At 67.1% G+C, this 21,000-nt stretch carries 27 protein-coding genes and 3 pseudogenes; 29 read left to right on the top strand and 1 reads right to left on the bottom strand.

Annotated features, from left to right (window positions below; genetic code table 11):
- Positions 1-25: 25 nt before the first annotated feature.
- A pseudogene (locus tag AC2W7M_RS05700) lies at positions 26-2,174 on the bottom strand (sodium-translocating pyrophosphatase).
- Positions 2,175-2,721: 547 nt separating this feature from the next.
- Between AC2W7M_RS05700 and AC2W7M_RS05695 the strand changes: the two are divergent.
- The 29 genes and pseudogenes from AC2W7M_RS05695 to AC2W7M_RS05555 all read left to right on the top strand — a co-directional run bounded on the left by AC2W7M_RS05695 (position 2,722) and on the right by AC2W7M_RS05555 (position 20,649).
- Entirely contained in the window at positions 2,722-3,591 is an 870-nt protein-coding gene (locus AC2W7M_RS05695; protein ID WP_486130768.1) for a VOC family protein, read from the top strand.
- Positions 3,592-3,707: 116 nt separating this feature from the next.
- Positions 3,708-4,025: a quaternary ammonium compound efflux SMR transporter SugE gene (gene sugE, locus AC2W7M_RS05690; RefSeq protein WP_486130766.1), complete on the top strand. Its 318-nt coding sequence runs from the start codon at positions 3,708-3,710 to the stop codon at positions 4,023-4,025.
- A gap of 534 nt (positions 4,026-4,559) precedes the next feature.
- Positions 4,560-4,931 carry a 30S ribosomal protein S12 gene (rpsL, locus tag AC2W7M_RS05685; protein ID WP_012113697.1) on the top strand — a complete coding sequence of 124 codons (372 nt, stop codon included), beginning with the start codon at positions 4,560-4,562 and terminating at the stop codon, positions 4,929-4,931.
- Positions 4,932-4,956: 25 nt separating this feature from the next.
- Complete coding sequence (gene rpsG / locus AC2W7M_RS05680) at positions 4,957-5,427, top strand: 30S ribosomal protein S7 (RefSeq protein ID WP_121625404.1); 471 nt, start codon at positions 4,957-4,959, stop codon at positions 5,425-5,427.
- 17 nt (positions 5,428-5,444) lie between these two features.
- A complete protein-coding gene (fusA, locus tag AC2W7M_RS05675; RefSeq protein WP_486130763.1) occupies positions 5,445-7,520 on the top strand; it encodes an elongation factor G in 2,076 nt (691 codons plus the stop codon).
- A 65-nt stretch (positions 7,521-7,585) separates the two neighbouring features.
- Positions 7,586-8,776 (top strand): elongation factor Tu, encoded by a 1,191-nt coding sequence (tuf, locus tag AC2W7M_RS05670; protein ID WP_486130761.1) that lies wholly within the window; start codon positions 7,586-7,588, stop codon positions 8,774-8,776.
- 65 nt (positions 8,777-8,841) lie between these two features.
- Entirely contained in the window at positions 8,842-9,150 is a 309-nt protein-coding gene (gene rpsJ, locus AC2W7M_RS05665) for a 30S ribosomal protein S10 (RefSeq protein WP_012113701.1), read from the top strand.
- Positions 9,151-9,172: 22 nt separating this feature from the next.
- Positions 9,173-9,898, top strand: a complete 726-nt coding sequence (gene rplC / locus AC2W7M_RS05660; RefSeq protein WP_486130758.1) for a 50S ribosomal protein L3 — start codon at positions 9,173-9,175, stop codon at positions 9,896-9,898.
- Positions 9,898-10,518 carry a 50S ribosomal protein L4 gene (rplD, locus tag AC2W7M_RS05655; RefSeq protein WP_486130757.1) on the top strand — a complete coding sequence of 207 codons (621 nt, stop codon included), beginning with the start codon at positions 9,898-9,900 and terminating at the stop codon, positions 10,516-10,518. Before rplC ends, rplD begins: the two co-directional genes overlap by 1 nt.
- Positions 10,515-10,820: a 50S ribosomal protein L23 gene (locus AC2W7M_RS05650; protein ID WP_486130755.1), complete on the top strand. Its 306-nt coding sequence runs from the start codon at positions 10,515-10,517 to the stop codon at positions 10,818-10,820. The genes rplD and AC2W7M_RS05650 overlap by 4 nt, the downstream gene beginning before the upstream one ends.
- 23 nt (positions 10,821-10,843) lie before the next feature.
- The gene (rplB, locus tag AC2W7M_RS05645) at positions 10,844-11,677 is read left to right on the top strand and encodes a 50S ribosomal protein L2 (protein ID WP_486130753.1); all 834 of its coding nucleotides are present in this window, start codon (positions 10,844-10,846) and stop codon (positions 11,675-11,677) included.
- A gap of 11 nt (positions 11,678-11,688) precedes the next feature.
- Positions 11,689-11,967 carry a 30S ribosomal protein S19 gene (gene rpsS, locus AC2W7M_RS05640; protein ID WP_394017134.1) on the top strand — a complete coding sequence of 93 codons (279 nt, stop codon included), beginning with the start codon at positions 11,689-11,691 and terminating at the stop codon, positions 11,965-11,967.
- Between the two features lie 6 nt (positions 11,968-11,973).
- Positions 11,974-12,354: a 50S ribosomal protein L22 gene (gene rplV / locus AC2W7M_RS05635; protein ID WP_486130751.1), complete on the top strand. Its 381-nt coding sequence runs from the start codon at positions 11,974-11,976 to the stop codon at positions 12,352-12,354.
- Positions 12,354-13,118, top strand: a complete 765-nt coding sequence (gene rpsC, locus AC2W7M_RS05630; protein ID WP_121625634.1) for a 30S ribosomal protein S3 — start codon at positions 12,354-12,356, stop codon at positions 13,116-13,118. The genes rplV and rpsC overlap by 1 nt, the downstream gene beginning before the upstream one ends.
- A gap of 31 nt (positions 13,119-13,149) precedes the next feature.
- Positions 13,150-13,563, top strand: coding sequence for a 50S ribosomal protein L16 (gene rplP / locus AC2W7M_RS05625; protein ID WP_121625636.1), 414 nt, complete (start codon positions 13,150-13,152; stop codon positions 13,561-13,563).
- Positions 13,564-13,573: 10 nt separating this feature from the next.
- Positions 13,574-13,786, top strand: coding sequence for a 50S ribosomal protein L29 (gene rpmC / locus AC2W7M_RS05620; protein ID WP_121625638.1), 213 nt, complete (start codon positions 13,574-13,576; stop codon positions 13,784-13,786).
- A gap of 7 nt (positions 13,787-13,793) precedes the next feature.
- A complete protein-coding gene (gene rpsQ / locus AC2W7M_RS05615; protein WP_121625639.1) occupies positions 13,794-14,042 on the top strand; it encodes a 30S ribosomal protein S17 in 249 nt (82 codons plus the stop codon).
- 190 nt (positions 14,043-14,232) lie between these two features.
- Positions 14,233-14,600, top strand: a pseudogene (gene rplN, locus AC2W7M_RS05610) (50S ribosomal protein L14).
- The gene (rplX, locus tag AC2W7M_RS05605; protein ID WP_486130747.1) at positions 14,600-14,917 is read left to right on the top strand and encodes a 50S ribosomal protein L24; all 318 of its coding nucleotides are present in this window, start codon (positions 14,600-14,602) and stop codon (positions 14,915-14,917) included. The pseudogene rplN and the gene rplX overlap by 1 nt, the downstream one beginning before the upstream one ends.
- Entirely contained in the window at positions 14,910-15,467 is a 558-nt protein-coding gene (rplE, locus tag AC2W7M_RS05600) for a 50S ribosomal protein L5 (RefSeq protein WP_486130745.1), read from the top strand. Before rplX ends, rplE begins: the two co-directional genes overlap by 8 nt.
- Before the next feature lie 121 nt (positions 15,468-15,588).
- Complete coding sequence (gene rpsN, locus AC2W7M_RS05595; RefSeq protein WP_121625648.1) at positions 15,589-15,894, top strand: 30S ribosomal protein S14; 306 nt, start codon at positions 15,589-15,591, stop codon at positions 15,892-15,894.
- An 11-nt stretch (positions 15,895-15,905) separates the two neighbouring features.
- Entirely contained in the window at positions 15,906-16,304 is a 399-nt protein-coding gene (gene rpsH, locus AC2W7M_RS05590; protein ID WP_486130743.1) for a 30S ribosomal protein S8, read from the top strand.
- 16 nt (positions 16,305-16,320) lie between these two features.
- On the top strand, positions 16,321-16,854 hold the full coding sequence (gene rplF / locus AC2W7M_RS05585) for a 50S ribosomal protein L6 (protein ID WP_486130741.1): 534 nt from the start codon (positions 16,321-16,323) through the stop codon (positions 16,852-16,854).
- A gap of 12 nt (positions 16,855-16,866) precedes the next feature.
- Entirely contained in the window at positions 16,867-17,229 is a 363-nt protein-coding gene (gene rplR, locus AC2W7M_RS05580; RefSeq protein ID WP_121625654.1) for a 50S ribosomal protein L18, read from the top strand.
- An 18-nt stretch (positions 17,230-17,247) separates the two neighbouring features.
- Positions 17,248-17,805 (top strand): 30S ribosomal protein S5, encoded by a 558-nt coding sequence (rpsE, locus tag AC2W7M_RS05575; RefSeq protein ID WP_121625656.1) that lies wholly within the window; start codon positions 17,248-17,250, stop codon positions 17,803-17,805.
- Between the two features lie 29 nt (positions 17,806-17,834).
- Positions 17,835-18,023 (top strand): 50S ribosomal protein L30, encoded by a 189-nt coding sequence (gene rpmD, locus AC2W7M_RS05570; protein ID WP_486130738.1) that lies wholly within the window; start codon positions 17,835-17,837, stop codon positions 18,021-18,023.
- Between the two features lie 10 nt (positions 18,024-18,033).
- Positions 18,034-18,498, top strand: a pseudogene (gene rplO / locus AC2W7M_RS05565) (50S ribosomal protein L15); the annotation flags it as partial.
- A 227-nt stretch (positions 18,499-18,725) separates the two neighbouring features.
- Positions 18,726-20,060: a preprotein translocase subunit SecY gene (gene secY / locus AC2W7M_RS05560; protein WP_486130736.1), complete on the top strand. Its 1,335-nt coding sequence runs from the start codon at positions 18,726-18,728 to the stop codon at positions 20,058-20,060.
- A 1-nt stretch (position 20,061) separates the two neighbouring features.
- On the top strand, positions 20,062-20,649 hold the full coding sequence (locus AC2W7M_RS05555; RefSeq protein WP_486130734.1) for an adenylate kinase: 588 nt from the start codon (positions 20,062-20,064) through the stop codon (positions 20,647-20,649).
- Positions 20,650-21,000: the final 351 nt, after the last annotated feature.

Below are 21,000 nucleotides of genomic sequence, written 5' to 3'. Positions count from 1 at the left end.
AACCGGTTCGCCGCCTCCCCGAAAGTCATCCCCCGTGCCCCAGCACCGCCAGCAGCAGCAGGGCCGACGATGTTGGTGATCTTGAGTCATGGGGTTCACGGCGGGCCCGCCGTGTCCTTGTAGGGATCGCCGACGGTGTCGCCGGTCACCGAGGCCTTGTGCGCCTCCGAGCCCTTCATGTGGCGCACGCCGTCCTTGTCCACGAAGCCGTCCTCGAACGACTTCTTGGCATTGTCCCAGGCGCCGCCGCCCGAGGTCATGGAGATGGCGACGAACAGGCCGGTGACGATGACGCCGAGCAGCATGGCGCCGAGGGCCGAGAAGGCGGCCGACTTGCCCGCCGCGCCGCCGCCCGCCACGAAGTAGATGACGAAGTAGCAGACGATGGGCGAGAGCACCGGCAGCAGCGAGGGGATGATCATCTCCTTGATCGCCGCCTTGGTGAGCATGTCCACGGCGCGGGAATAGTCCGGCTTCTCCGTTCCGGCCATGATGCCGGGCTTCTCGCGGAACTGTCGGCGCACCTCCTCGACGATGGCGCCCGCCGCGCGGCCCACCGCCGTCATGCCCATGGCGCCGAAGAGGTAGGGCAGGAGGCCGCCGAACAGCAGGCCCACCACCACGTACGGGTTCTCCAGCGAGAAGTTCGGCGCCACGCCGGCGAAATAGCTGCCGGGCGCCGCCTGGGCGACGAAGTACTTCAGGTCCTGGCTGTAGGCCGCGAACAGCACCAGCGCGCCGAGGCCCGCGGAGCCGATGGCGTAGCCCTTGGTCACGGCCTTGGTGGTGTTGCCCACCGCGTCGAGCGCGTCGGTGGACTGGCGCACCTCCTTGGGCAGGCCCGCCATCTCGGCGATGCCGCCGGCATTGTCGGTCACCGGGCCGAAGGCATCGAGCGCGACGATCATGCCGGCGACGCCGAGCATGGTGGTGGCGGCGATGGCGATGCCGAACAGGCCGGCGAGGCCGTAGGCCACCAGGATGCCGGCGATGATGACGATGGTGGGCAGCGCGGTCGATTCCAGCGACACCGCGAGGCCCTGGATGATGTTGGTGCCGTGCCCGGTCACCGACGCCTGGGCGATGGACACCACCGGGCGATAGCCGGTGCCGGTATAGTATTCGGTGATGACGACGATGGCGCCGGTCACCGCGAGGCCCACGAGGCCGCAGATGAAGAGGCTCATGCCGGTATAGCCGGCGGTGCCGATGGGGCCGAAGCCGGGCAGCAGCCAGGTCACCAGCGCCAGCGCGAGGACCGAGAAGCCCGCCGTCGCCATGAGGCCCTTATAGAGCGCGCCCATGATCGAGGAGGTCGGCCCCAGCCGCACGAAGAAGGTGCCGGCGATGGAGGTGAGGATGCACGCGCCGCCGATGGCGAGCGGGTAGACGATCATGGTGTCGAGCAGCGCCGGGGTGGCGGCGAAGAAGATCGCGGCGAGCACCATGGTGGCGACCACCGTCACCGCATAGGTCTCGAACAGGTCGGCCGCCATGCCGGCGCAGTCGCCGACATTGTCGCCCACGTTGTCGGCGATGGTGGCGGGGTTGCGCGGGTCGTCCTCGGGGATGCCGGCTTCCACCTTGCCGACGAGGTCGCCGCCCACGTCCGCGCCCTTGGTGAAGATGCCGCCGCCGAGACGGGCGAAGATGGAAATGAGCGAGGCGCCGAAGCCGAGCGCCACCAGCGCGTCCACCACGGTGCGGGAATTGGGGGCAAGGTCGATGCCCTTCACCAGCACCGCGTAATAGACCGCGACGCCGAGCAGCGCGAGGCCGGCCACCAGCAGGCCGGTCACCGCGCCCGCCTTGAAGGCGAGGTCGAGGCCGCCGGCCAGCGACTTGGTCGCCGCCTGGGCGGTGCGCACGTTGGCGCGGACCGAGACGTTCATGCCGATGAAGCCGGCAAGCCCGGAGAGAATGGCGCCGATGGCGAAGCCCACCGCCACCAGCCAGCCGAGGAAGATGCCGACGAGAATGAAGATCACCACGCCCACGATGCCGATGGTCGTGTACTGCCGCTTGAGATAGGCCTGCGCGCCCTCGGCGATGGCGGCCGCGATCTCCTGCATGCGGGCGGTTCCCGCGTCCGCGGCCATGAGGGCGCGCACCGCCCATACGCCGTAGCCCACGGCCAGCAGGCCGCAGACGATAATCAGTAGCAAAGCCAGCATTTTCCCACCTTTTGTTTCCAGCCTGTTCTTGTTGGTGCGGGAGTGTGAGGGGTGGCGCGCGCGGGCGCAACGGCCTCGATCACTTTTCGACCACATTGGAGCAATTGGACGCGGATGCTGGCGCCGGGCCGTCGCCGGCGCCCCATCGTCGGCCGCCGCAGGACCCGGTTGCCCCTCGGTCGCGGCGGGGACGGGGGGTGGCACGGTGCCGCCCCGCGGCCGCCGCGGCGCGATTTGCGTTAATCGGCACCGGTTTATCGAATCATCTTTTTCTGCCGGAGGTATCCGTCCGCAAGTCCCTCAGGGCGCAGGGAAGTTCTTCCGCCCGGTCGACCGGGCCGGAGCCGATCGGGGCGAAATGGGCGCATTTTCTTGTCCCAATCCGGACCGGCAGACCTTATGGTGCCGCTCGCGCCGACGCGCACTTCCGGGGCCGAACCAAGTTCTCCTTTAATTGGAGTGCCTTGGCCGTCCCACCCGTGAAAGCCCGCGCCGCCCGTCTCCGCTGGAGCCGGCCTGCCCGGCCCAGCCTCAGGGAGACCCGCTTATGCGTCGTGGCCTCGACCATGTCGTTCATCTCGTCCGTGACCTCGATTCGGCGGGGGAGATCTACGATCTGCTCGGATTCACCGTGGGCGCGCGCAACCGCCACCCCTTCGGCACCGAGAACCGCATCGTCCAGACCGACGGCTTCTTCATCGAGCTGCTCCAGGTGGTGGAGCCGGAGAAAATTCCGCCCGCGACCGAAACCTCCTTCTCGTTCGGCGCCTTCAACAAGGCGTTCCTGGAGCGCAACGGCGAAGGCCTCACCATGGCGGTGTTCGAGGGCCGCGATCCGGTGGCGGACAAGGCCGAGTTCGACGCCGCCGGCTTCGGCGGCTTCGACACCCTGGACTTCTCCCGCAAGGCGCGCCGCGCCGACGGGCAGGACGTGGACGTCGCCTTTTCGCTCGCCTTCGCCGCCTCGCCCACGGCGCCTGATCTCGGCACCTTCACCTCCCTTCAGCGCAAGCCGGAGAATTTCTGGTCCGCCGACCTGCAGCGCCACGCCAATGGCGTGACCGGGCTCGCCGGCATCGTGCTGGTGTCCGAGAGCCCGGTGGACGATATCCCGTTCCTCGACACGGTCAGCGGCGTCTCGCTTAACCGCGCCTCGGAAGGCTGGTTCGTCGGCCAGACGCCGCGCGGCCAGATCGACCTCATGAGCCGCCAGCTCTATGCCGACCGCTACGGCGTGCCGGGGCCGGTGGGCGAGGGGCTGCGCCTCGCCGCCGTCCGCTTCGCCACCAACGGCGCGCCGGAGCTGCGCCGCGCGCTCGCCGCCCGCCGCATGGTGGAAGAGGCGATCGAGGGCATGGTGGTGGTGCCGCCCCGGGCCGCTCTGGGCGCCGCCATCGTCTTCGAGCGCGACGTGTGACCTAAGGTCAAGGGTTTTAGTTCTCCTCAAGAAAGACTATTTACTCGAAAGAGGGGCGGACGACCGCGCCCATCCGTTCGGACCCGGCGGGACGACCCGCCGCGGAGCATTTTTCCATGGCTTGGGTCTATCTGTTCGTCGCCGGCCTGCTGGAAGTGGGCTGGGCCATCGGCATGAAATATTCCGATGGCTTCACCCGCCTCTGGCCGAGCGCGCTCACGATCGTCAGCATCGTCGTGAGCCTGTTCCTGCTCAGCCTGTCGCTGAAGTCGATCCCCATCGGCACCGCTTATGCGGTGTGGGCGGGAATCGGCACGGTGGGCACCGCCATCGTCGGTATCGCGGTGTTCTCCGAATCAACCGATCTGCTGCGCCTGGCGTCCATCGGCCTGATCGCCGTCGGCCTGGTGGGGCTGAAGCTCGTCACCCCCTGAACATAGGGCGACGGGGCGCGCCGGCGGGCTGCCGGGGCGGGCAGGGGCCTTGCGGGGGCCCTGCCGCCCGCCGGCACCCGCGCAAACGGCCTGGAATGCCGCTTTTTGTTGGGGTGGCGCCCACCGCAGGCTTGACGCAGAGCGACTCTGCGGATAGAAGCGGCCCACTTTCGCGGCAGGCGGTCGGCGTCTGAGCGGTCGGTTCCTTATTCCCTGCTTCGACCCGAAGCCTGGACGGACCCGACCAGGGGAGCCGAAACGCTGCCAGGAACAGCACTGCGATAACATCAGGTGCACGATCGCGGCGCCGCCCTTCGGGGATCGAGCGTTGTGATCCTCTGTCGCGACAAGGCGCGTCCGCCCCTCTTCGGCGGTGGACCGCGCCTTTTGCGTCGTGGTGCGGCCGGCGGGCTAACCGCCGCGCCGATGGGTCTTTGAGGCTGCCGTCCGGCGGCCATCGTGGCGGTCCCTATGGGCCGTCGAACTGAAGAAGAAGCGGCCCTGGGCCGCAAGCAGGACGAGGCGAAGGCGTACATGCCGACGATCAACCAGCTGATCCGCAAGCCGCGTGAGGCGCAGAAGGCCCGCGACAAGGCGCCGGCGCTCCAGGCGAGCCCGCAGAAGCGCGGCGTCTGCACGCGCGTTTACACCACGACCCCGAAGAAGCCGAACTCGGCGCTTCGCAAGGTCGCCAAGGTGCGGCTCACCAACAGCTACGAAGTGATCGGCTACATCCCGGGCGAGGGCCATAACCTTCAGGAGCACTCCGTGGTGATGATCCGCGGCGGCCGCGTGAAGGACCTTCCCGGCGTGCGCTACCACATCCTGCGCGGCGTGCTCGACACGCAGGGCGTCAAGAACCGCAAGCAGCGCCGGTCGAAGTACGGCGCGAAGCGGCCGAAGTGATCTCGGTAAAGTGAGGATCTGAACGATGTCCCGTCGTCACAAGGCCGAGCGCCGAGAAGTCATCCCGGACGCCAAGTACGGCTCCACCATCCTGTCGCGCTTCATGAATTCCGTCATGCGCGACGGCAAGAAGTCGGTTGCCGAAGGCATCGTCTATGGCGCCCTCGACGTGGTCGAGGCGAAGGCCAAGCACGATCCGGTGGACGTGTTCATCCAGGCGCTCGAGAACGTGGCGCCGGCGGTGGAGGTTCGCTCCCGCCGCGTCGGCGGCGCGACCTATCAGGTGCCGGTGGAAGTGCGCACCGAGCGCCGCCAGACGCTGGCCATCCGCTGGCTGATCGCCTCGGCCCGCGCCCGCAACGAGAAGACCATGGTGGAGCGTCTCTCCTCCGAGCTTCTCGACGCTGCCAACAATCGCGGCAACGCCGTGAAGAAGCGCGAGGACACGCACCGGATGGCGGAAGCCAACCGCGCCTTCTCGCATTATCGCTGGTGATCGGAGAGGACTGAGCAATGGCCCGTACTCACGCGATCGAGGACTACCGCAACTTCGGCATCATGGCCCACATCGATGCCGGCAAGACCACGACCACCGAGCGGATCCTCTATTACACCGGCAAGAGCCACAAGATCGGCGAAGTCCATGATGGCGCCGCCACCATGGACTGGATGACCCAGGAGCAGGAGCGCGGCATCACCATCACGTCGGCCGCGACGACCGCCTTCTGGCAGGGCAAGCGCCTGAACATCATCGACACCCCCGGCCACGTGGACTTCACCATCGAGGTGGAGCGTTCGCTCCGCGTGCTCGACGGCGCCGTGTGCGTGCTGGACGGCAACCAGGGCGTCGAGCCGCAGACCGAGACCGTGTGGCGCCAGGCGGACAAGTACAACGTGCCGCGCATCGTGTTCGTCAACAAGATGGACAAGATCGGCGCCGACTTCTACCGCTGCGTCGAGATGATCGTCGACCGCGTGGCCGGCAACCCCGTGTGCTGCCAGCTGCCGATCGGCTCGGAGAACAATTTCAAGGGCATCATCGACCTCGTCCGCATGAAGGCGGTCGTGTGGGAGGATGAGGCCCTCGGCGCGAAGTACCATGACGAGGAGATCCCCGCGGATCTCGCCGACAAGGCCGCCGAGTATCGCAACAAGCTGGTGGAAGCCGCCGTCGAGCTCGACGACGACGCCATGTCGGCTTACCTGGACGGCACCGAGCCGGACGAGGCGACCCTCAAGGCGCTGATCCGCAAGGCCGTCATCGGCCGCAAGTTCAACCCCGTCTTCTGCGGCTCGGCCTTCAAGAACAAGGGCGTGCAGCCGCTGCTCGACGCGGTGGTGGACTATCTGCCGTCGCCGATCGATCGCGGCGCGATCAAGGGCATCGACTTCAAGACCGAGGAAGAGACCGTGCGTCTGCCCTCGGACTCCGAGCCGACCTCCGTGCTTGCGTTCAAGATCATGGACGACCCGTTCGTCGGCACCATCACCTTCTGCCGCGTCTATTCGGGCGTGATGGAAGCCGGCATGGGCCTGCTGAACTCCACCCGCGACAAGCGCGAGCGCGTCGGTCGCATGCTGCTGATGCACGCGAACAACCGCGAGGACATCAAGGAAGCCTATGCGGGCGACATCGTCGCCCTCGCCGGCCTCAAGGAAGTCCGCACCGGCGACACGCTGTGCGCCACCGACAAGCCGGTGATCCTGGAGAAGATGGAGTTCCCCGAGCCGGTCATCGAGATCGCGATCGAGCCGAAGTCCAAGGCCGACCAGGAAAAGCTCGGCATCGCTTTGTCCAAGCTCGCCGCGGAGGACCCGTCCTTCCGCGTGTCGACCGACCACGAGAGCGGCCAGACCATCCTCAAGGGGATGGGCGAACTGCATCTCGACATCAAGGTCGACATCCTCAAGCGCACCTACAAGGTGGACGCCAATATCGGCGCGCCCCAGGTCGCCTATCGTGAGACCCTCACGAAGAAGACCGAGGTGGACTACACCCACAAGAAGCAGACCGGCGGTACCGGCCAGTTCGCGCGGGTGAAGTTCGTGGTGGAGCCGAACGAGGCGGGCAAGGGCTTCGCCTTCGAGAGCGCCATCGTCGGCGGCGCGGTGCCGAAGGAGTACATCCCGGGCGTCCAGAAGGGCCTCGAGAGCGTGCTCGGCGCCGGCGTGCTGGCGGGCTTCCCGGTGGTGGACGTCAAGGTGACGCTCATCGACGGCGCCTACCACGAGGTGGACTCGTCCGCCCTCGCGTTCGAGATCGCGTCCCGCGCCGGCTTCCGCGAGGCCCTGCAGAAGGGCGCCTCGGTGCTGCTCGAGCCGATCATGAAGGTCGAGGTGGTGACGCCGGAAGACTACACCGGCTCCGTCATCGGCGACCTGAACTCCCGCCGTGGCCAGATCCAGGGCCAGGACATGCGCGGCAATGCGAACGTCATCAATGCGATGGTGCCGCTGGCCAACATGTTCGGTTACGTGAACACCCTGCGCTCGTTCAGCCAGGGCCGCGCCACCTTCACCATGCAGTTCGACCACTACGAGCAGGTGCCGTCGAACGTCGCCCAGGAGGTCCAGGCCAAGTACGCGTGATCGCGTCGGCCTGAACCTCACTTCACCCTTTCCGATCACGCCAGAGAGACCCAACGGAGAGTCCCATGGCCAAAGAGAAGTTCAACCGTTCGAAGCCGCACTGCAACATCGGCACCATTGGTCACGTTGACCATGGCAAGACGTCGCTGACGGCTGCGATCACGAAGGTTCTGGCGGAGAGCGGCGGCGCGACGTTCACGGCGTACGACCAGATCGACAAGGCGCCGGAAGAGAAGGCGCGCGGCATCACCATCTCCACGGCGCACGTGGAGTATGAGACCGGCAACCGCCACTATGCGCACGTGGACTGCCCCGGCCACGCCGACTATGTGAAGAACATGATCACCGGCGCGGCGCAGATGGACGGCGCGATCCTGGTGGTGTCGGCGGCCGACGGCCCGATGCCGCAGACCCGCGAGCACATCCTGCTCGCCCGTCAGGTCGGCGTTCCGGCGCTGGTGGTGTTCCTGAACAAGTGCGACATGGTGGACGACGCCGAGCTTCTCGAGCTGGTCGAGATGGAGGTGCGCGAGCTGCTGTCGAAGTATGACTTCCCCGGCGACGACATCCCGATCATCCGCGGCTCGGCGCTGGTGGCGCTCGAGAACGGCGATCCGGCGCTGGGCCGCGACGCGGTGCTGAAGCTGATGGAGGCGGTGGACGCCTACATTCCGCAGCCGGAGCGGCCGATCGACCTGCCGTTCCTGATGCCGATCGAGGACGTGTTCTCGATCTCGGGCCGCGGCACGGTGGTGACCGGCCGCGTCGAGCGCGGCATCGTCAAGGTGGGCGAGGAAGTGGAGATCGTCGGCATCCGTCCCACCATCAAGACGACGGTGACCGGCGTCGAGATGTTCCGCAAGCTTCTGGACCAGGGCCAGGCGGGCGACAATGTGGGCATCCTGCTGCGCGGCACCAAGCGCGAGGACGTGGAGCGCGGCCAGGTGGTGTGCAAGCCGGGTTCGGTGAAGCCGCACACGAAGTTCAAGGCCGAGGCCTACATCCTGACCAAGGAGGAGGGCGGCCGCCACACGCCGTTCTTCACCAACTACCGCCCGCAGTTCTACTTCCGCACCACGGACGTGACCGGCGTGTGCACGCTGCCCGAGGGCACCGAGATGGTGATGCCGGGCGACAACGTGTCGATGGACGTGGCGCTGATCGTGCCGATCGCCATGGAGGAGAAGCTGCGCTTCGCCATCCGTGAAGGCGGCCGCACCGTGGGCGCCGGCGTCGTCGCTGCCATCATCGAGTGATCAACAAGAACGAAACGCGCGGCGCACCGGCGTGCGCGTTTCCTCTTCCTGGAGCCAATTGAGCCATGAACGGCCAGAACATTCGAATTCGCCTGAAGGCGTTCGATCACCGCATCCTCGATGCGTCGACGCGCGAGATCGTCGCCACGGCCAAGCGCACGGGCGCGCAGGTGCGCGGCCCGATCCCGCTGCCCACGCGGATCGAGAAGTTCACCGTCAACCGTTCGCCTCACATCGACAAGAAGTCGCGTGAGCAGTTCGAGATGCGCACCCACAAGCGCCTGCTCGATATCGTCGATCCGACGCCCCAGACGGTGGACGCGCTGATGAAGCTCGACCTCGCCGCCGGCGTTGACGTCGAAATCAAGCTCTGACGTGGTGCGAGGAGACACGACCATGCGGTCAGGCGTCATCGCCCAGAAGGTCGGCATGACCCGCATCTTCACCGATGCCGGTGAGCACGTGCCGGTCACTGTGCTGAAAGTTGAGAGCTGCCAGGTGGTTGCCCACCGCACGCTCGACAAGAACGGTTATGTCGCGGTCCAGCTCGGAGCCGGCCGCCGCAAGCCCAAGAACGTGACCCGCGCCGAGCGCGGCCACTTCGCGGTCGCTCAGGTCGAGCCGAAGCGCAAGATGGCCGAGTTCCGCGTGCCGGAAGACGCGCTGATCCCGGTCGGCGCCGAGATCACGGCTGACCACTTCGTCGTGGGCCAGTTCGTGGACGTGACCGGCACCACCATCGGCAAGGGCTTCGCCGGCGGCATGAAGCGCCACAATTTCGGTGGTCTTCGCGCCTCGCACGGCGTCTCCATCTCGCATCGTTCGATCGGTTCGACCGGCGGCCGTCAGGACCCGGGCAAGACCTTCAAGAACAAGAAGATGCCGGGGCACATGGGCGACGTCACCGTCACCACCCAGAACCTCAAGGTGGTGATGACCGACGTCGAGCGCGGCCTGATCGCGGTCGAGGGCGCCGTCCCCGGCCACGCCGGCGGCTGGATCACCGTGCGCGACGCGGTCAAGAAGAAGCTGCCCGAGGCGGCTCCCAAGCCCGGCGCGTTCAAGCTCGCCAACGGCGCGGATACCCCCGCGGCCGAAGCTGCCGCCGAGGAGGGCGTGTGATGGAACTGACCGTCAAGACGCTCGACGGCGCTGACGCCGGCTCGGTGACGCTTGCGGACGAGATCTTCGGTCTCGAGCCGCGCGCGGACATCCTGCACCGCTGCGTGACCTGGCAGCTCTCGCGCCGCCAGGCCGGCACGCACCGCACCAAGGGCCGTTCGGAAATCAACCGCACGTCCAAGAAGATGTACAAGCAGAAGGGCACCGGCAACGCCCGCCACGGCGCGGCCTCGGCGCCGCAGTTCCGCGGCGGCGGTCGAGCCTTCGGCCCGGTGGTGCGTTCGCACGCCATCGACCTGCCGAAGAAGGTGCGCGCGCTGGCCCTGAAGCATGCGCTCTCCTCCAAGGCCAAGGCCGCCCAGCTCGTGGTGGTGGACAGCGCCGCGCTGGCCGACCCCAAGACCCAGGCGCTGAAGGACCGGCTCGCCAAGCTCGGCTGGTCTTCCGTTCTGGTGGTGGACGGCGCCCAGGTGGAGCAGAACATCGCCCTCGCGGCGCGCAACCTGCCTTATGTCGACGTGCTGCCGATCCAGGGCATCAACGTCTACGACATCCTGCGCCGCGACACCCTGGTCCTGACCAAGGCCGCCGTGGACGCGCTGGAGGCGCGCTTCAAATGAGCACGCGCAACATCGAACCGCGTCACTACGACGTCATCGTCTCCCCCGTCATCACCGAGAAGGCGACGGCGGCGAGCGAGTTCAACAAGGTCGTCTTCAACGTCGCCAAGACTGCCACCAAGCCCCAGATCAAGGAGGCGGTGGAGAAGCTCTTCGACGTGAAGGTGAAGAGCGTCAACACGCTGGTCCGCAAGGGCAAGGTGAAGATCTTCCGCGGCCGCAAGGGCGTCCAGAGCGACGTCAAGCGGGCCGTGGTGACCCTCGAAGAGGGCCAGAAGATCGACATCACCACGGGCCTGTGAGCTGAAGGAAACGGAAGAAGACCATGGCGCTGAAGCATTTCAAGCCGGTCACGCCGAGCCTTCGCCAGCTCGTGATCGTGGACCGCTCCGGCCTCTACAAGGGCAAGCCGGTGAAGACCCTGACCGAGGGCAAGTCCTCCTCGGGCGGGCGCAACAACAACGGCCGCGTGACCGTCCGCTTCCGTGGCGGCGGTCACAAGCAGTCGTATCGCGTCGTCGACTTCAAGCGCCTGAAGCGCGGGATGCCGGCGCTGGTGGAGCGGCTGGAATACGATCCGAACCGGTCGGCCTTCATCGCCCTCATCAAGTATGAGGACGGCGAGCTCGCCTACATCCTGGCCCCGCAGCGCCTCGCCGTGGGCGACCAGGTGATCGCCGGCGACCAGGTGGACGTGAAGCCGGGCAATGCCGGCCCGCTGTCTTCGCTCCCGGTGGGCACGATCGTGCACAACGTGGAGATGAAGGTGGGCAAGGGCGGCCAGATCGCCCGCTCCGCCGGCACCTACGCGCAGATCGTCGGCCGCGACCAGGGCTACGTGATCGTGCGCCTCAATTCCGGCGAGCAGCGCCTCATTCTCGGCGCGTGCTACGCCACCGTGGGCGCGGTCTCGAACCCGGACCACATGAACATCTCGCTCGGCAAGGCCGGGCGCAGCCGGTGGCTGGGCGTGAAGCCGCACAATCGCGGCGTGACCATGAACCCGGTCGACCACCCGCACGGCGGCGGCGAAGGCCGCACCTCGGGCGGCCGGCATCCGGTCACCCCCTGGGGCTTCCCCACCAAGGGCAAGAAGACCCGCAACAACAAGGCGACGGACAAGTTCATCGTGTCCAGCCGCCACAAGCGGAAGAAGTGAGGGCCTGAACGATGACACGCTCGGTTTGGAAGGGCCCCTTCGTCGACGGCTACCTCCTGAAGAAGGCGGAGACCGCCCAGGGGTCGGGTCGCAGGGACGTTATCAAGATCTGGAGCCGGCGCTCCACGATCCTGCCCCAGTTCGTGGGCTTAACCTTCGGCGTCTACAACGGTCACAAGCATGTGCCCGTCAGTGTCACCGAGGAAATGATCGGCCAGAAGTTCGGCGAGTTCGCGCCGACCCGTACCTATTACGGGCACGCGGCCGACAAGAAGTCGAAGCGGCGGTGATCGGTCATGGGTAAGCAGGCAAAGCCCCGCGCGCTCGCGGAGAACGAAGCCAAGGCGGTGGCGCGCAATCTGCGCGTCTCGCCGCAGAAGCTGAACCTCGTCGCGGGCCTGATCCGCGGCAAGAAGGTGGCGACGGCGCTCGCCGATCTCGAATTCTCTCACAAGCGGATCGCCCGCGACGTGAAGAAGTGCCTCGAGAGCGCGATCGCCAACGCCGAGAACAACCACGAGCTGGACGTCGACGACCTGATCGTCGCCGAGGCGCACGTGGGCAAGGGTCTGGTGATGAAGCGGTTCTCGCCGCGGGCGCGCGGTCGCGCCTCGCGCATCGAGAAGCCCTTCTCCCACATCACCATCGTGGTGCGGGAAGTCGAGGAGCGGGCCTGATGGGTCAGAAGGTCAATCCGGTCGGGCTCCGGCTCGGCATCAACCGCACGTGGGACAGCCGCTGGTTCGCCAACAAGGGCGAATACGGCAAGCTGCTGCACGAGGACATCAAGATCCGCGAGATGCTGCTGAAGCAGCTCAAGCAGGCCGCGGTGTCCAAGGTGGTGATCGAGCGTCCGCACAAGAAGTGCCGCGTGACCATCTACTCGGCGCGTCCGGGCGTGGTCATCGGCAAGAAGGGCGCGGACATCGACAAGCTGCGCAAGAAGGTCTCCGAGATGACGGACTCGGAGGTGTTCATCAACATCGTCGAAATCCGCAAGCCGGAGACCGACGCGACGCTGGTGGCCGAGTCCATCGCCCAGCAGCTCGAGCGCCGTGTCGCCTTCCGCCGTGCCATGAAGCGCGCGGTGCAGTCGGCGATGCGCCTCGGCGCCGAGGGCATCCGCATCAACTGCTCGGGCCGCCTCGGCGGCGCTGAGATCGCGCGCCTGGAATGGTACCGCGAGGGCCGCGTCCCGCTGCACACCCTGCGCGCGGACGTGGACTACGGCACCGCCACCGCCTTCACCACGTACGGCACGTGCGGCGTGAAGGTGTGGATCTTCAAGGGCGAGATCCTCGAGCACGATCCCATGGCGCAGGACAAGCGCCAGGCCGAGCAGGAAGCCGGTCCCTCCTCGCGTCCGCAGCGGCGCGAGCGTGGCGACCGTGACCGTGGCGATCGCGGTGACCGTGGTCACGGCGACCGCGACCGCGCCTGACGGCCAGACTGGTTAAGAAGGCGATCAAGCCATGTTGCAACCCAAGCGCACCAAGTTCCGCAAGCAGTTCAAGGGACGCATCCACGGCGTCGCCAAGGGCGGCACGGAATTGAACTTCGGCGAGTTCGGCCTCAAGGCCCTCGAGCCGGAGCGGGTCACCGCCCGCCAGATCGAAGCGGCCCGCCGCGCCCTCACGCGTCACATGAAGCGTGCGGGCCGGGTGTGGATCCGCGTGTTCCCGGACGTGCCGGTGACCTCCAAGCCCACCGAAGTCCGCATGGGCAAGGGCAAGGGCGCGCCGGAATACTGGGCGGCCAAGGTCAAGCCCGGCCGCATCATGTTCGAGATCGACGGGGTGAGCGTCGAGATCGCCCGCGAGGCCCTGACCCTCGCGGCGGCGAAGCTCCCCATCAAGACGCGCTTCATCCAGCGCATCGCCGAGTGAGGAGAGGCTCATGAAAGCCGAGGACGTTCGGGCCCTCAGCCCCGATCAGCTCGCCGATGAGCTGCTGAAGCTGAAGAAGGAGCAGTTCAACCTGCGCTTCCAGAAGGCGACGGGGCAGCTCGAGAACACCGCGCGCCAGCGCGAGATCCGCCGCGACATCGCGCGGATCAAGACCGTGCAGACCATTAAGCGCGCCGGTTCGCCGGCGCAGAAGGCGAAGTGAGGAAGCGATGCCGAAGCGCGTGCTCCAAGGCGTCGTGGTGAGCGACAAGACCGACAAGACCGTCGTGGTGCGTGTCGAGCGTCGGTTCACCCACCCGCTCTTGAAGAAGACCGTTCGTCGGTCCAAGAAGTATCACGCCCACGACGAAGGCAATGCCTGGAAGGTGGGGGATACGGTGTGGATCGAGGAGCACCGGCCCCTGTCCAAGCTCAAGAACTGGATCGTGATCCAGGGCGAGAAGCGGGCGGAAGTCTGATAAGAGGTTCCCCGCCCGGCTGATTCGTCCGGGCGGGAGCGAAGGCCCGGCGCCGGGTCCGTCGTCTGCATGCGCAGCCGAGTGGAGACCGCACCGCGGCAAGACCGTGTTCCGATGAGCGGCCACGGTATTTCGGGTTTGATGGCAATGCCGGCGCGCCGGCTGAGCCGGTGACGAGAACAGGTGCGTCATGATCCAGATGCAGACCAATCTCGACGTGGCGGACAATTCCGGCGCGCGTCGCGTCATGTGCATCAAGGTGCTTGGCGGCTCCAAGCGGAAGTATGCCCACGTGGCGACATCATCGTGGTGTCGGTCAAGGAGGCGATCCCGCGCGGCCGCGTGAAGAAGGGCGACGTGATGAAGGCCGTGGTGGTCCGCACCGCGAAGGACATCCGCCGCGTGGACGGCTCGGTGATCCGCTTCGACAAGAACGCGGCGGTGCTCATCAACAACAACAAGGAGCCGGTGGGCACCCGCATCTTCGGCCCGGTTCCGCGCGAGCTGCGCGCGAAGAACCACATGAAGATCATCTCGCTGGCGCCGGAGGTGCTGTGATGGCCGCGAAGATCAAGAAGGGCGACAAGGTCGTCGTCCTCGCCGGCCGCGACAAGGGCCGCTCCGGCGAGGTCATCCAGGTGATGCCGAAGGAGGAGCGTGCGCTCGTCCGCGGCGTCAATATCGTCAAGCGCCACCAGCGCCAGACGGCGAACCAGGAGGGCGGGATCATCTCCAAGGAGGCGCCCATCCACCTGTCGAACGTCGCCATTGCCGACCCCAAGGACGGCAAGCCGACCCGCGTCGGCTTCCAGGTGCTGGATGACGGGCGCAAGGTCCGCGTGGCCAAGCGTTCCGGGGAGAAGATCGATGGCTGAGGTCGCCTACACCCCCCGGCTGCGCACCTTCTATGACGAGGTGGTGCGGCCGAAGATGATCGAAGAGTTCGGCTACAAGAACGCCCTGGAAGTGCCGACGATCGAGAAGATCGTCATCAATATGGGCGTGGGCGAAGCCACCGCAGACACCAAGAAGGCGACCACCGCCGCCGCGGACCTCGCGAAGATCGCCGGCCAGAAGCCGGTGCTGACCCGCGCCCGCCAGGCGATCTCGAACTTCAAGCTGCGCGAGAACCAGCCGGTCGGCGCGAAGGTCACCCTTCGCAAGATCCGCATGTACGAGTTCCTGGACCGCCTCGTCACCGTCGCGCTGCCGCGCGTGCGGGACTTCCGCGGCCTGAACCCCAAGAGCTTCGACGGCCGCGGCAACTTCGCCATGGGCGTCAAGGAGCACATCGTGTTCCCCGAGATCGAGTACGACAAGGTCGAGCAGGTCTGGGGCATGGACATCATCGTGTGCACCACGGCAAAGACCGACGAAGAGGCGCGGGCCCTGCTGAAGGCCTTCAACTTCCCCTTCCGTCAGTGACGCTATAGAAGGGCGGCCCTCGCCGAAGCGGGGAGGGCGGCTCTCAGAGATTGAACGCGAGACGTGATTTCCGGCCGTGAGGGGCTTTGGCCGCCTCAGACGCGGAGAACAGGAGCAGAAGATGGCGAAGAAGAGCGCGATCGAGACGAACGAGCGCCGCCGCAAGCTGGCCAAGGGCCATGCGGCGAAGCGCGCGCGTCTGAAGGCGATCGTGAACGACAAGTCCCTGCCGATCGAGGAGCGCTTCCAGGCGACCTTGAAGCTGGCGGAGATGCCGCGCAACGGCGCCCGCATCCGCATCCGCAACCGGTGCGAGGTGACGGGCCGTCCGCGGGCGTTCTACCGCAAGCTGAAGATGAGCCGTATTGCCCTGCGCGAGCTGGGCAACCAGGGCATGGTCCCCGGCCTCGTGAAGTCGAGCTGGTGAGGAGCTAGAAGATGGCCATCAACGATCCCATCGGCGATCTCATCACCCGCATCCGCAACGCGCAGATGCGTCGCAAGGACAAGACCCAGACCCCGGGCTCGCGCCTGCGCGCCTCGGTTCTCGACGTCCTGCGCGACGAGGGCTACATCCGCGGCTACACCGCGACCGACCACGGCAACGGCCGCACCGAGTTCGAGATCGAGCTCAAGTATTTCGACGGCGTGCCGGTGATCCGCGAGATCTCCCGCGTGTCGAAGCCCGGCCGCCGCGTCTATGCGTCGGTCAAGAATCTTCCCCGCGTCGCCAACGGTCTCGGCATCGCGGTCGTGTCCACGCCCCAGGGCGTGATGGCCGACCACGAAGCCCGCGACAAGAACGTCGGCGGCGAAGTGCTCTGCACCGTGTTCTGAGGCGAGGGAGAACGATATGTCGAAGATCGGCAAATTGCCCGTCGCCATTCCGTCCGGCGTCACCGCGACGCTGGAGGGGCAGACGGTGAAGGTGAAGGGCCCGAAGGGCGCGCTCCAGCTGACGCTGGTCGAGGAGATCGGCGCCAACATCGAGGGCGGCGAGCTCAAGGTGTCCATGCGCGGCGAGACCCAGCGCCACCGGGCCATGTGGGGCATGTCCCGCACCCTGGTGTCGAACCTGGTCGAGGGCGTCACCAAGGGCTTCGAGAAGAAGCTGGAGATCACCGGCGTCGGCTACAAGGCGGCGGTCCAGGGCAAGAACCTGAACCTGTCGCTCGGCTACAGCCACGACGTGGTCTATCCGATCCCGGAAGGGATCCAGATCGTGACCCCGAAGCCCACCGAGGTGGTCATCTCCGGCATCGACCGGCAGAAGGTCGGCCAGGTGGCGGCGGAGATCCGCGAGTTCCGCGGCCCCGAGCCCTACAAGGGCAAGGGCGTCAAGTATGCTGGCGAGTTCATCTTCCGCAAGGAAGGCAAGAAGAAGTAAGGATGGCGAGCCATGGCTAAGGATCTTCAGGCGCAGGAGCGCCGCAAGGCCAAGGTGCGTCGCGCCCTCCGCGTCGCCGCGAACGGGCGTCCGCGCCTCAGCGTGCATCGCACCTCGCAGCACATCTACGCGCAGATCATCGACGACGCGAAGGGCGAGACCGTGGTCTCCGCCTCCAGCCTCGAAAAGGACCTGCGTTCGTCGCTCAAGACCGGCGCGGACACCGACGCCGCCAAGACCATCGGCAAGCTGGTGGCCGAGCGGGCTTTGGCGAAGGGCGTGTCCGAGGTCGTCTTCGACCGCGGCGCATACATCTATCATGGGCGCGTCAAGGCGCTCGCCGAAGGTGCCCGCGAGGGCGGCCTTCAGTTCTGACGCGAAGGACGAGCGAAAATGGCCCGTGATCGGGAACAGCGCCACGAGCGCGAGGACCGCGACAACACGTTCGTGGACAAGCTGGTCCACATCAACCGCGTCGCCAAGGTGGTGAAGGGCGGCCGTCGCTTCGGCTTCGCCGCGCTGGTGGTGGTGGGTGACCAGAAGGGCCGCGTCGGCTTCGGCCACGGCAAGGCCCGCGAGGTGCCGGAGGCGATCCGCAAGGCGACGGAGAGCGCCAAGCGCTCGCTGATCCGCGTGCCGCTGCGGGAAGGCCGCACGCTGCACCACGACGTGCACGGCCACCATGGGGCCGGCAAGGTGATCCTGCGCGCGGCTCCGGCCGGCACGGGCATCATCGCCGGCGGCCCCATGCGCGCCGTATTCGAGACGCTCGGCATGAACGACGTGGTGGCGAAGTCCTTCGGGTCTTCCAACCCCTACAACATGGTGCGCGCCACCTTCGATGCCCTGAAGAACCAGGACAGCCCGCGCTCGGTCGCGGCGCGCCGCGGCCTCAAGGTGTCCCAGCTCCAGTCCCGCCGCCGCGTCGAAGACGCGGAAGCGACGGACTGAGGCGCCAGCGAGAGATCAGGAGCGCCATCATGAGCGACAAGACCGTCACCGTGGAGCAGATCGGCTCGCCGATCCGCCGCCCGTTCGACCAGGAGGCCACGCTGAAGGGCCTCGGGCTGAACAAGCGGCACCGCCGCTCCACCCTCCAGGATACTCCGGCCGTGCGCGGCATGATCGCCAAGGTCGCCCACCTCGTCCGCGTGGTCGAGGGGGAGTGAGGATCAAGCCATGAACCTCGACGAAATCAGGGACAATCCCGGCGCCCGCAAGAAGCGCATGCGCGTCGGCCGCGGCATCGGCTCGGGCAAGGGCAAGACCGCCGGGCGCGGCGTGAAGGGGCAGAAGGCCCGCACCGGCGTCGCCATCAAGGGCTTCGAGGGCGGCCAGATGCCGCTCCATCGGCGCCTGCCGAAGCGCGGCTTCAACAACATCTTCCGCCTCGACTTCGCCGAGGTCACCCTCGGCCGCATCCAGGCGGCGGTCGATGCCGGCAAGCTCGACGCCTCCAAGCCGGTCGACGCCGCGGCGCTGATCGCCTCGGGCGTCCTGCGCCGGGCCAAGGACGGCGTGCGGCTGCTCGCCACCGGCGAGATCACCGCCAAGGTGAAGGTGGAGGTGGCCTATGCCACCAAGGCCGCCACCGAGGCCGTGGAGAAGGCCGGCGGCTCGATCACCGTGCTGGCTCCCAAGAGCGCACCTTGGCCGAGAAGGCCGCGGACTGACGATGTGAGTTCGGACCGGGCGCCGCGCGCCCGGTCCTCGTTTTGGTGCGCGGCGCGGCATCTCGCTCGGGCCTGTCCGGCATGGCTTGCCGGACACACTCCGGATCGATGCGCCGGCGCCGCCTTGGCACCGCAATTCCCGCCCTCATATAAGGGCTGCGCCCCTTCCTTGAGGGGCGGCCTCAAGCGGAGCAAGGCATGGTCTCGGCGGCGGAACAACTCGCGGCGAACCTCAATTTCGGCGCCCTCGGCAAGGCCGAGGAGCTGAAGAAGCGCATCTGGTTCACCCTCGGCGCGCTGCTGGTCTACCGGCTCGGCACGTACATCCCCATGCCCGGCATCAACCCCGATGCGCTCGCGGACGTCTTCAAGACCGCGAACCAGGGCATCATCGGCCTGTTCAACATGTTCTCGGGCGGCGCCGTGGAGCGCATGGCGATCTTCGCCCTGAACATCATGCCGTACATCTCGGCCTCCATCATCATCCAGCTGCTCACCAGCGTGTCGCCCACGCTGGAGGCGCTGAAGAAGGAAGGCGAGGCGGGCCGCAAGCAGCTCAACCAGTACACGCGCTATCTCACCGTGGTGCTGGCGGTGTTCCAGGCCTATGGCATCTCGGTCGGTCTGGAAGGCTCGGGAACGGTGGTGGCCGATCCCGGCTGGTTCTTCCGCATCACCACGGTCATCACCCTGACCGGCGGCACCATGTTCCTGATGTGGCTGGGCGAGCAGATCACCTCGCGCGGCATCGGCAACGGCACCTCGCTGATCATCTTCGGCGGCATCGTCGCGGAGCTGCCGGGCGCCTTCGTGCGCACCCTGGAGCTGGGCCGCGAGGGCGCCATCTCCACCGTGCTGATCCTCGCCGTGCTGGTGATGGCGGTGCTGGTGATCGCCTTCATCGTGTTCATGGAGCGTGCCCAGCGCCGGCTGCTGATCCAGTATCCCAAGCGCCAGGTGGGCAACCGGGTGTATGAGGGCCAGTCCTCGCATCTGCCGCTGAAGCTGAACACGTCGGGCGTCATCCCGCCGATCTTCGCCTCCTCGCTGCTGCTGATCCCGACCACCATCGCCAGCTTCTCGCAGGGCGCCGGGCCGGAATGGCTGCAGACCATCACCACCCATCTCGGCCACGGGCGCCCGCTCTATATGGTGCTCTACGTGGCGCTGATCGTGTTCTTCTGCTTCTTCTACACCGCCATCGTGTTCAATCCGAGCGAGACCGCGGACAACCTGAAGAAGCACGGCGGCTTCATTCCGGGCATCCGGCCCGGCGAGCGCACCGCGGAATATATCGACTACGTCCTCACCCGCATCACCGTGGTGGGCGCGGCCTACATTGCGGCGGTTTGCCTCTTCCCCGAACTGCTGATTTCCTATGCGTCGGTTCCGTTCTATTTCGGTGGGACGTCGCTGCTCATCGTGGTCAGCGTGACCATGGATACGGTGTCCCAGATCCAGGGGCATCTCTTGGCCCACCAGTACGAAGGACTGGTCAAGAAGGCCAAGCTGCGCGGGGGGAGGAGGAAATAAAATGAGGCTGGTGCTGCTGGGACCGCCCGGAGCCGGCAAGGGGACGCAGGCGCAACGGCTGGTGGCCCGTCACGGGATCGTTCAGCTCTCCACCGGAGACATGCTGCGCGCCGCGGTGGCGGCGGGCACGCCGGTGGGGCTGAAGGCCAAGGCGGTGATGGAATCGGGCGGCCTCGTCTCCGACGACATCGTGATCGGCATCATTGCCGAGCGCATCGAGGCGGCGGACGCCCGCAACGGCTTCATCCTCGACGGCTTCCCGCGCACGGTGGCGCAGGCCGAGGCGCTCGACCGCCTGCTGGCGGAGAAGGGCCTCAAGCTCGACGCGGTGATCGAGCTGGTGGTGGACCAGGAGAAGCTGGTCGGCCGCATCCTCAACCGCGCCGCCGAGGCGCAGGCCAGGGGCGAGCCGGTGCGCAAGGACGACGACCCGGAGGTCTTCAAGGCCCGCCTGGACGCCTACAACCGCGACACCGCGGTGGTGTCGCCTTATTACAGCGCCCGCGGGCAGCTGAAGCAGATCGACGGGATGAAGCCCATCGACGAGGTCACGCGCACCATCGACGGCATCCTGGCCGAGGCGGTCTGATCCGCTCGGCACGTCCGACGCAGGACGCACGGCAGATTTTTCGACGAAGGACGCTGCGCACCCTGCGCCGCGTCCTTCGTCGTTTTTGCTTGCGGCCAAAGGCTTCCAGGCCAGCGCCGGCATCCGCCCGCAGCGCCCGCCGCACCTTGCGCCGGCCGCGGCGGCTTTCGGAGCGTCCCCGAAATATGCTCAAGTGGCGGCATCATCCTCCGGGAGGTTGAGGCAGGCCGGCGCCGGGCGGGGCGGCGGATGGAGGCAGCGGCGCATGGTTGAGGACGCATCCGGCACGACCACGTCCGGCACGGTCTCGAAGGGCGGGCAAAGCGGCGGGCGGCGGCCGGGCCCGGTGGC

The sequence above is a fragment of the Xanthobacter sp. BG11Y11_SDJG genome, assembly GCF_057364445.1.
This window is presented reverse-complemented; position numbering and strand designations above follow the sequence as displayed.

What these genes read in the sequence shown, in the direction of transcription:
- rplE (WP_486130745.1), top strand. Translation starts at nt 14,910, where the DNA reads ATGGCTGAGGTCGCCTACACCCCCCGGCTGCGCACCTTCTATGACGAG.
- fusA (WP_486130763.1), top strand. Translation starts at nt 5,445, where the DNA reads ATGGCCCGTACTCACGCGATCGAGGACTACCGCAACTTCGGCATCATG.
- tuf (WP_486130761.1), top strand. Translation starts at nt 7,586, where the DNA reads ATGGCCAAAGAGAAGTTCAACCGTTCGAAGCCGCACTGCAACATCGGC.
- sugE (WP_486130766.1), top strand. Translation starts at nt 3,708, where the DNA reads ATGGCTTGGGTCTATCTGTTCGTCGCCGGCCTGCTGGAAGTGGGCTGG.
- rplF (WP_486130741.1), top strand. Translation starts at nt 16,321, where the DNA reads ATGTCGAAGATCGGCAAATTGCCCGTCGCCATTCCGTCCGGCGTCACC.
- rpsQ (WP_121625639.1), top strand. Translation starts at nt 13,794, where the DNA reads ATGCCGAAGCGCGTGCTCCAAGGCGTCGTGGTGAGCGACAAGACCGAC.
- AC2W7M_RS05650 (WP_486130755.1), top strand. Translation starts at nt 10,515, where the DNA reads ATGAGCACGCGCAACATCGAACCGCGTCACTACGACGTCATCGTCTCC.
- secY (WP_486130736.1), top strand. Translation starts at nt 18,726, where the DNA reads ATGGTCTCGGCGGCGGAACAACTCGCGGCGAACCTCAATTTCGGCGCC.
- rpsN (WP_121625648.1), top strand. Translation starts at nt 15,589, where the DNA reads ATGGCGAAGAAGAGCGCGATCGAGACGAACGAGCGCCGCCGCAAGCTG.
- rpmD (WP_486130738.1), top strand. Translation starts at nt 17,835, where the DNA reads ATGAGCGACAAGACCGTCACCGTGGAGCAGATCGGCTCGCCGATCCGC.
- rpsL (WP_012113697.1), top strand. Translation starts at nt 4,560, where the DNA reads ATGCCGACGATCAACCAGCTGATCCGCAAGCCGCGTGAGGCGCAGAAG.
- rpmC (WP_121625638.1), top strand. Translation starts at nt 13,574, where the DNA reads ATGAAAGCCGAGGACGTTCGGGCCCTCAGCCCCGATCAGCTCGCCGAT.
- rpsE (WP_121625656.1), top strand. Translation starts at nt 17,248, where the DNA reads ATGGCCCGTGATCGGGAACAGCGCCACGAGCGCGAGGACCGCGACAAC.
- rplV (WP_486130751.1), top strand. Translation starts at nt 11,974, where the DNA reads ATGGGTAAGCAGGCAAAGCCCCGCGCGCTCGCGGAGAACGAAGCCAAG.
- rpsH (WP_486130743.1), top strand. Translation starts at nt 15,906, where the DNA reads ATGGCCATCAACGATCCCATCGGCGATCTCATCACCCGCATCCGCAAC.
- rpsC (WP_121625634.1), top strand. Translation starts at nt 12,354, where the DNA reads ATGGGTCAGAAGGTCAATCCGGTCGGGCTCCGGCTCGGCATCAACCGC.
- rplB (WP_486130753.1), top strand. Translation starts at nt 10,844, where the DNA reads ATGGCGCTGAAGCATTTCAAGCCGGTCACGCCGAGCCTTCGCCAGCTC.
- rplD (WP_486130757.1), top strand. Translation starts at nt 9,898, where the DNA reads ATGGAACTGACCGTCAAGACGCTCGACGGCGCTGACGCCGGCTCGGTG.
- rpsJ (WP_012113701.1), top strand. Translation starts at nt 8,842, where the DNA reads ATGAACGGCCAGAACATTCGAATTCGCCTGAAGGCGTTCGATCACCGC.
- rplR (WP_121625654.1), top strand. Translation starts at nt 16,867, where the DNA reads ATGGCTAAGGATCTTCAGGCGCAGGAGCGCCGCAAGGCCAAGGTGCGT.
- rpsG (WP_121625404.1), top strand. Translation starts at nt 4,957, where the DNA reads ATGTCCCGTCGTCACAAGGCCGAGCGCCGAGAAGTCATCCCGGACGCC.
- AC2W7M_RS05555 (WP_486130734.1), top strand. Translation starts at nt 20,062, where the DNA reads ATGAGGCTGGTGCTGCTGGGACCGCCCGGAGCCGGCAAGGGGACGCAG.
- AC2W7M_RS05695 (WP_486130768.1), top strand. Translation starts at nt 2,722, where the DNA reads ATGCGTCGTGGCCTCGACCATGTCGTTCATCTCGTCCGTGACCTCGAT.
- rplC (WP_486130758.1), top strand. Translation starts at nt 9,173, where the DNA reads ATGCGGTCAGGCGTCATCGCCCAGAAGGTCGGCATGACCCGCATCTTC.
- rplP (WP_121625636.1), top strand. Translation starts at nt 13,150, where the DNA reads ATGTTGCAACCCAAGCGCACCAAGTTCCGCAAGCAGTTCAAGGGACGC.
- rplX (WP_486130747.1), top strand. Translation starts at nt 14,600, where the DNA reads ATGGCCGCGAAGATCAAGAAGGGCGACAAGGTCGTCGTCCTCGCCGGC.
- rpsS (WP_394017134.1), top strand. Translation starts at nt 11,689, where the DNA reads ATGACACGCTCGGTTTGGAAGGGCCCCTTCGTCGACGGCTACCTCCTG.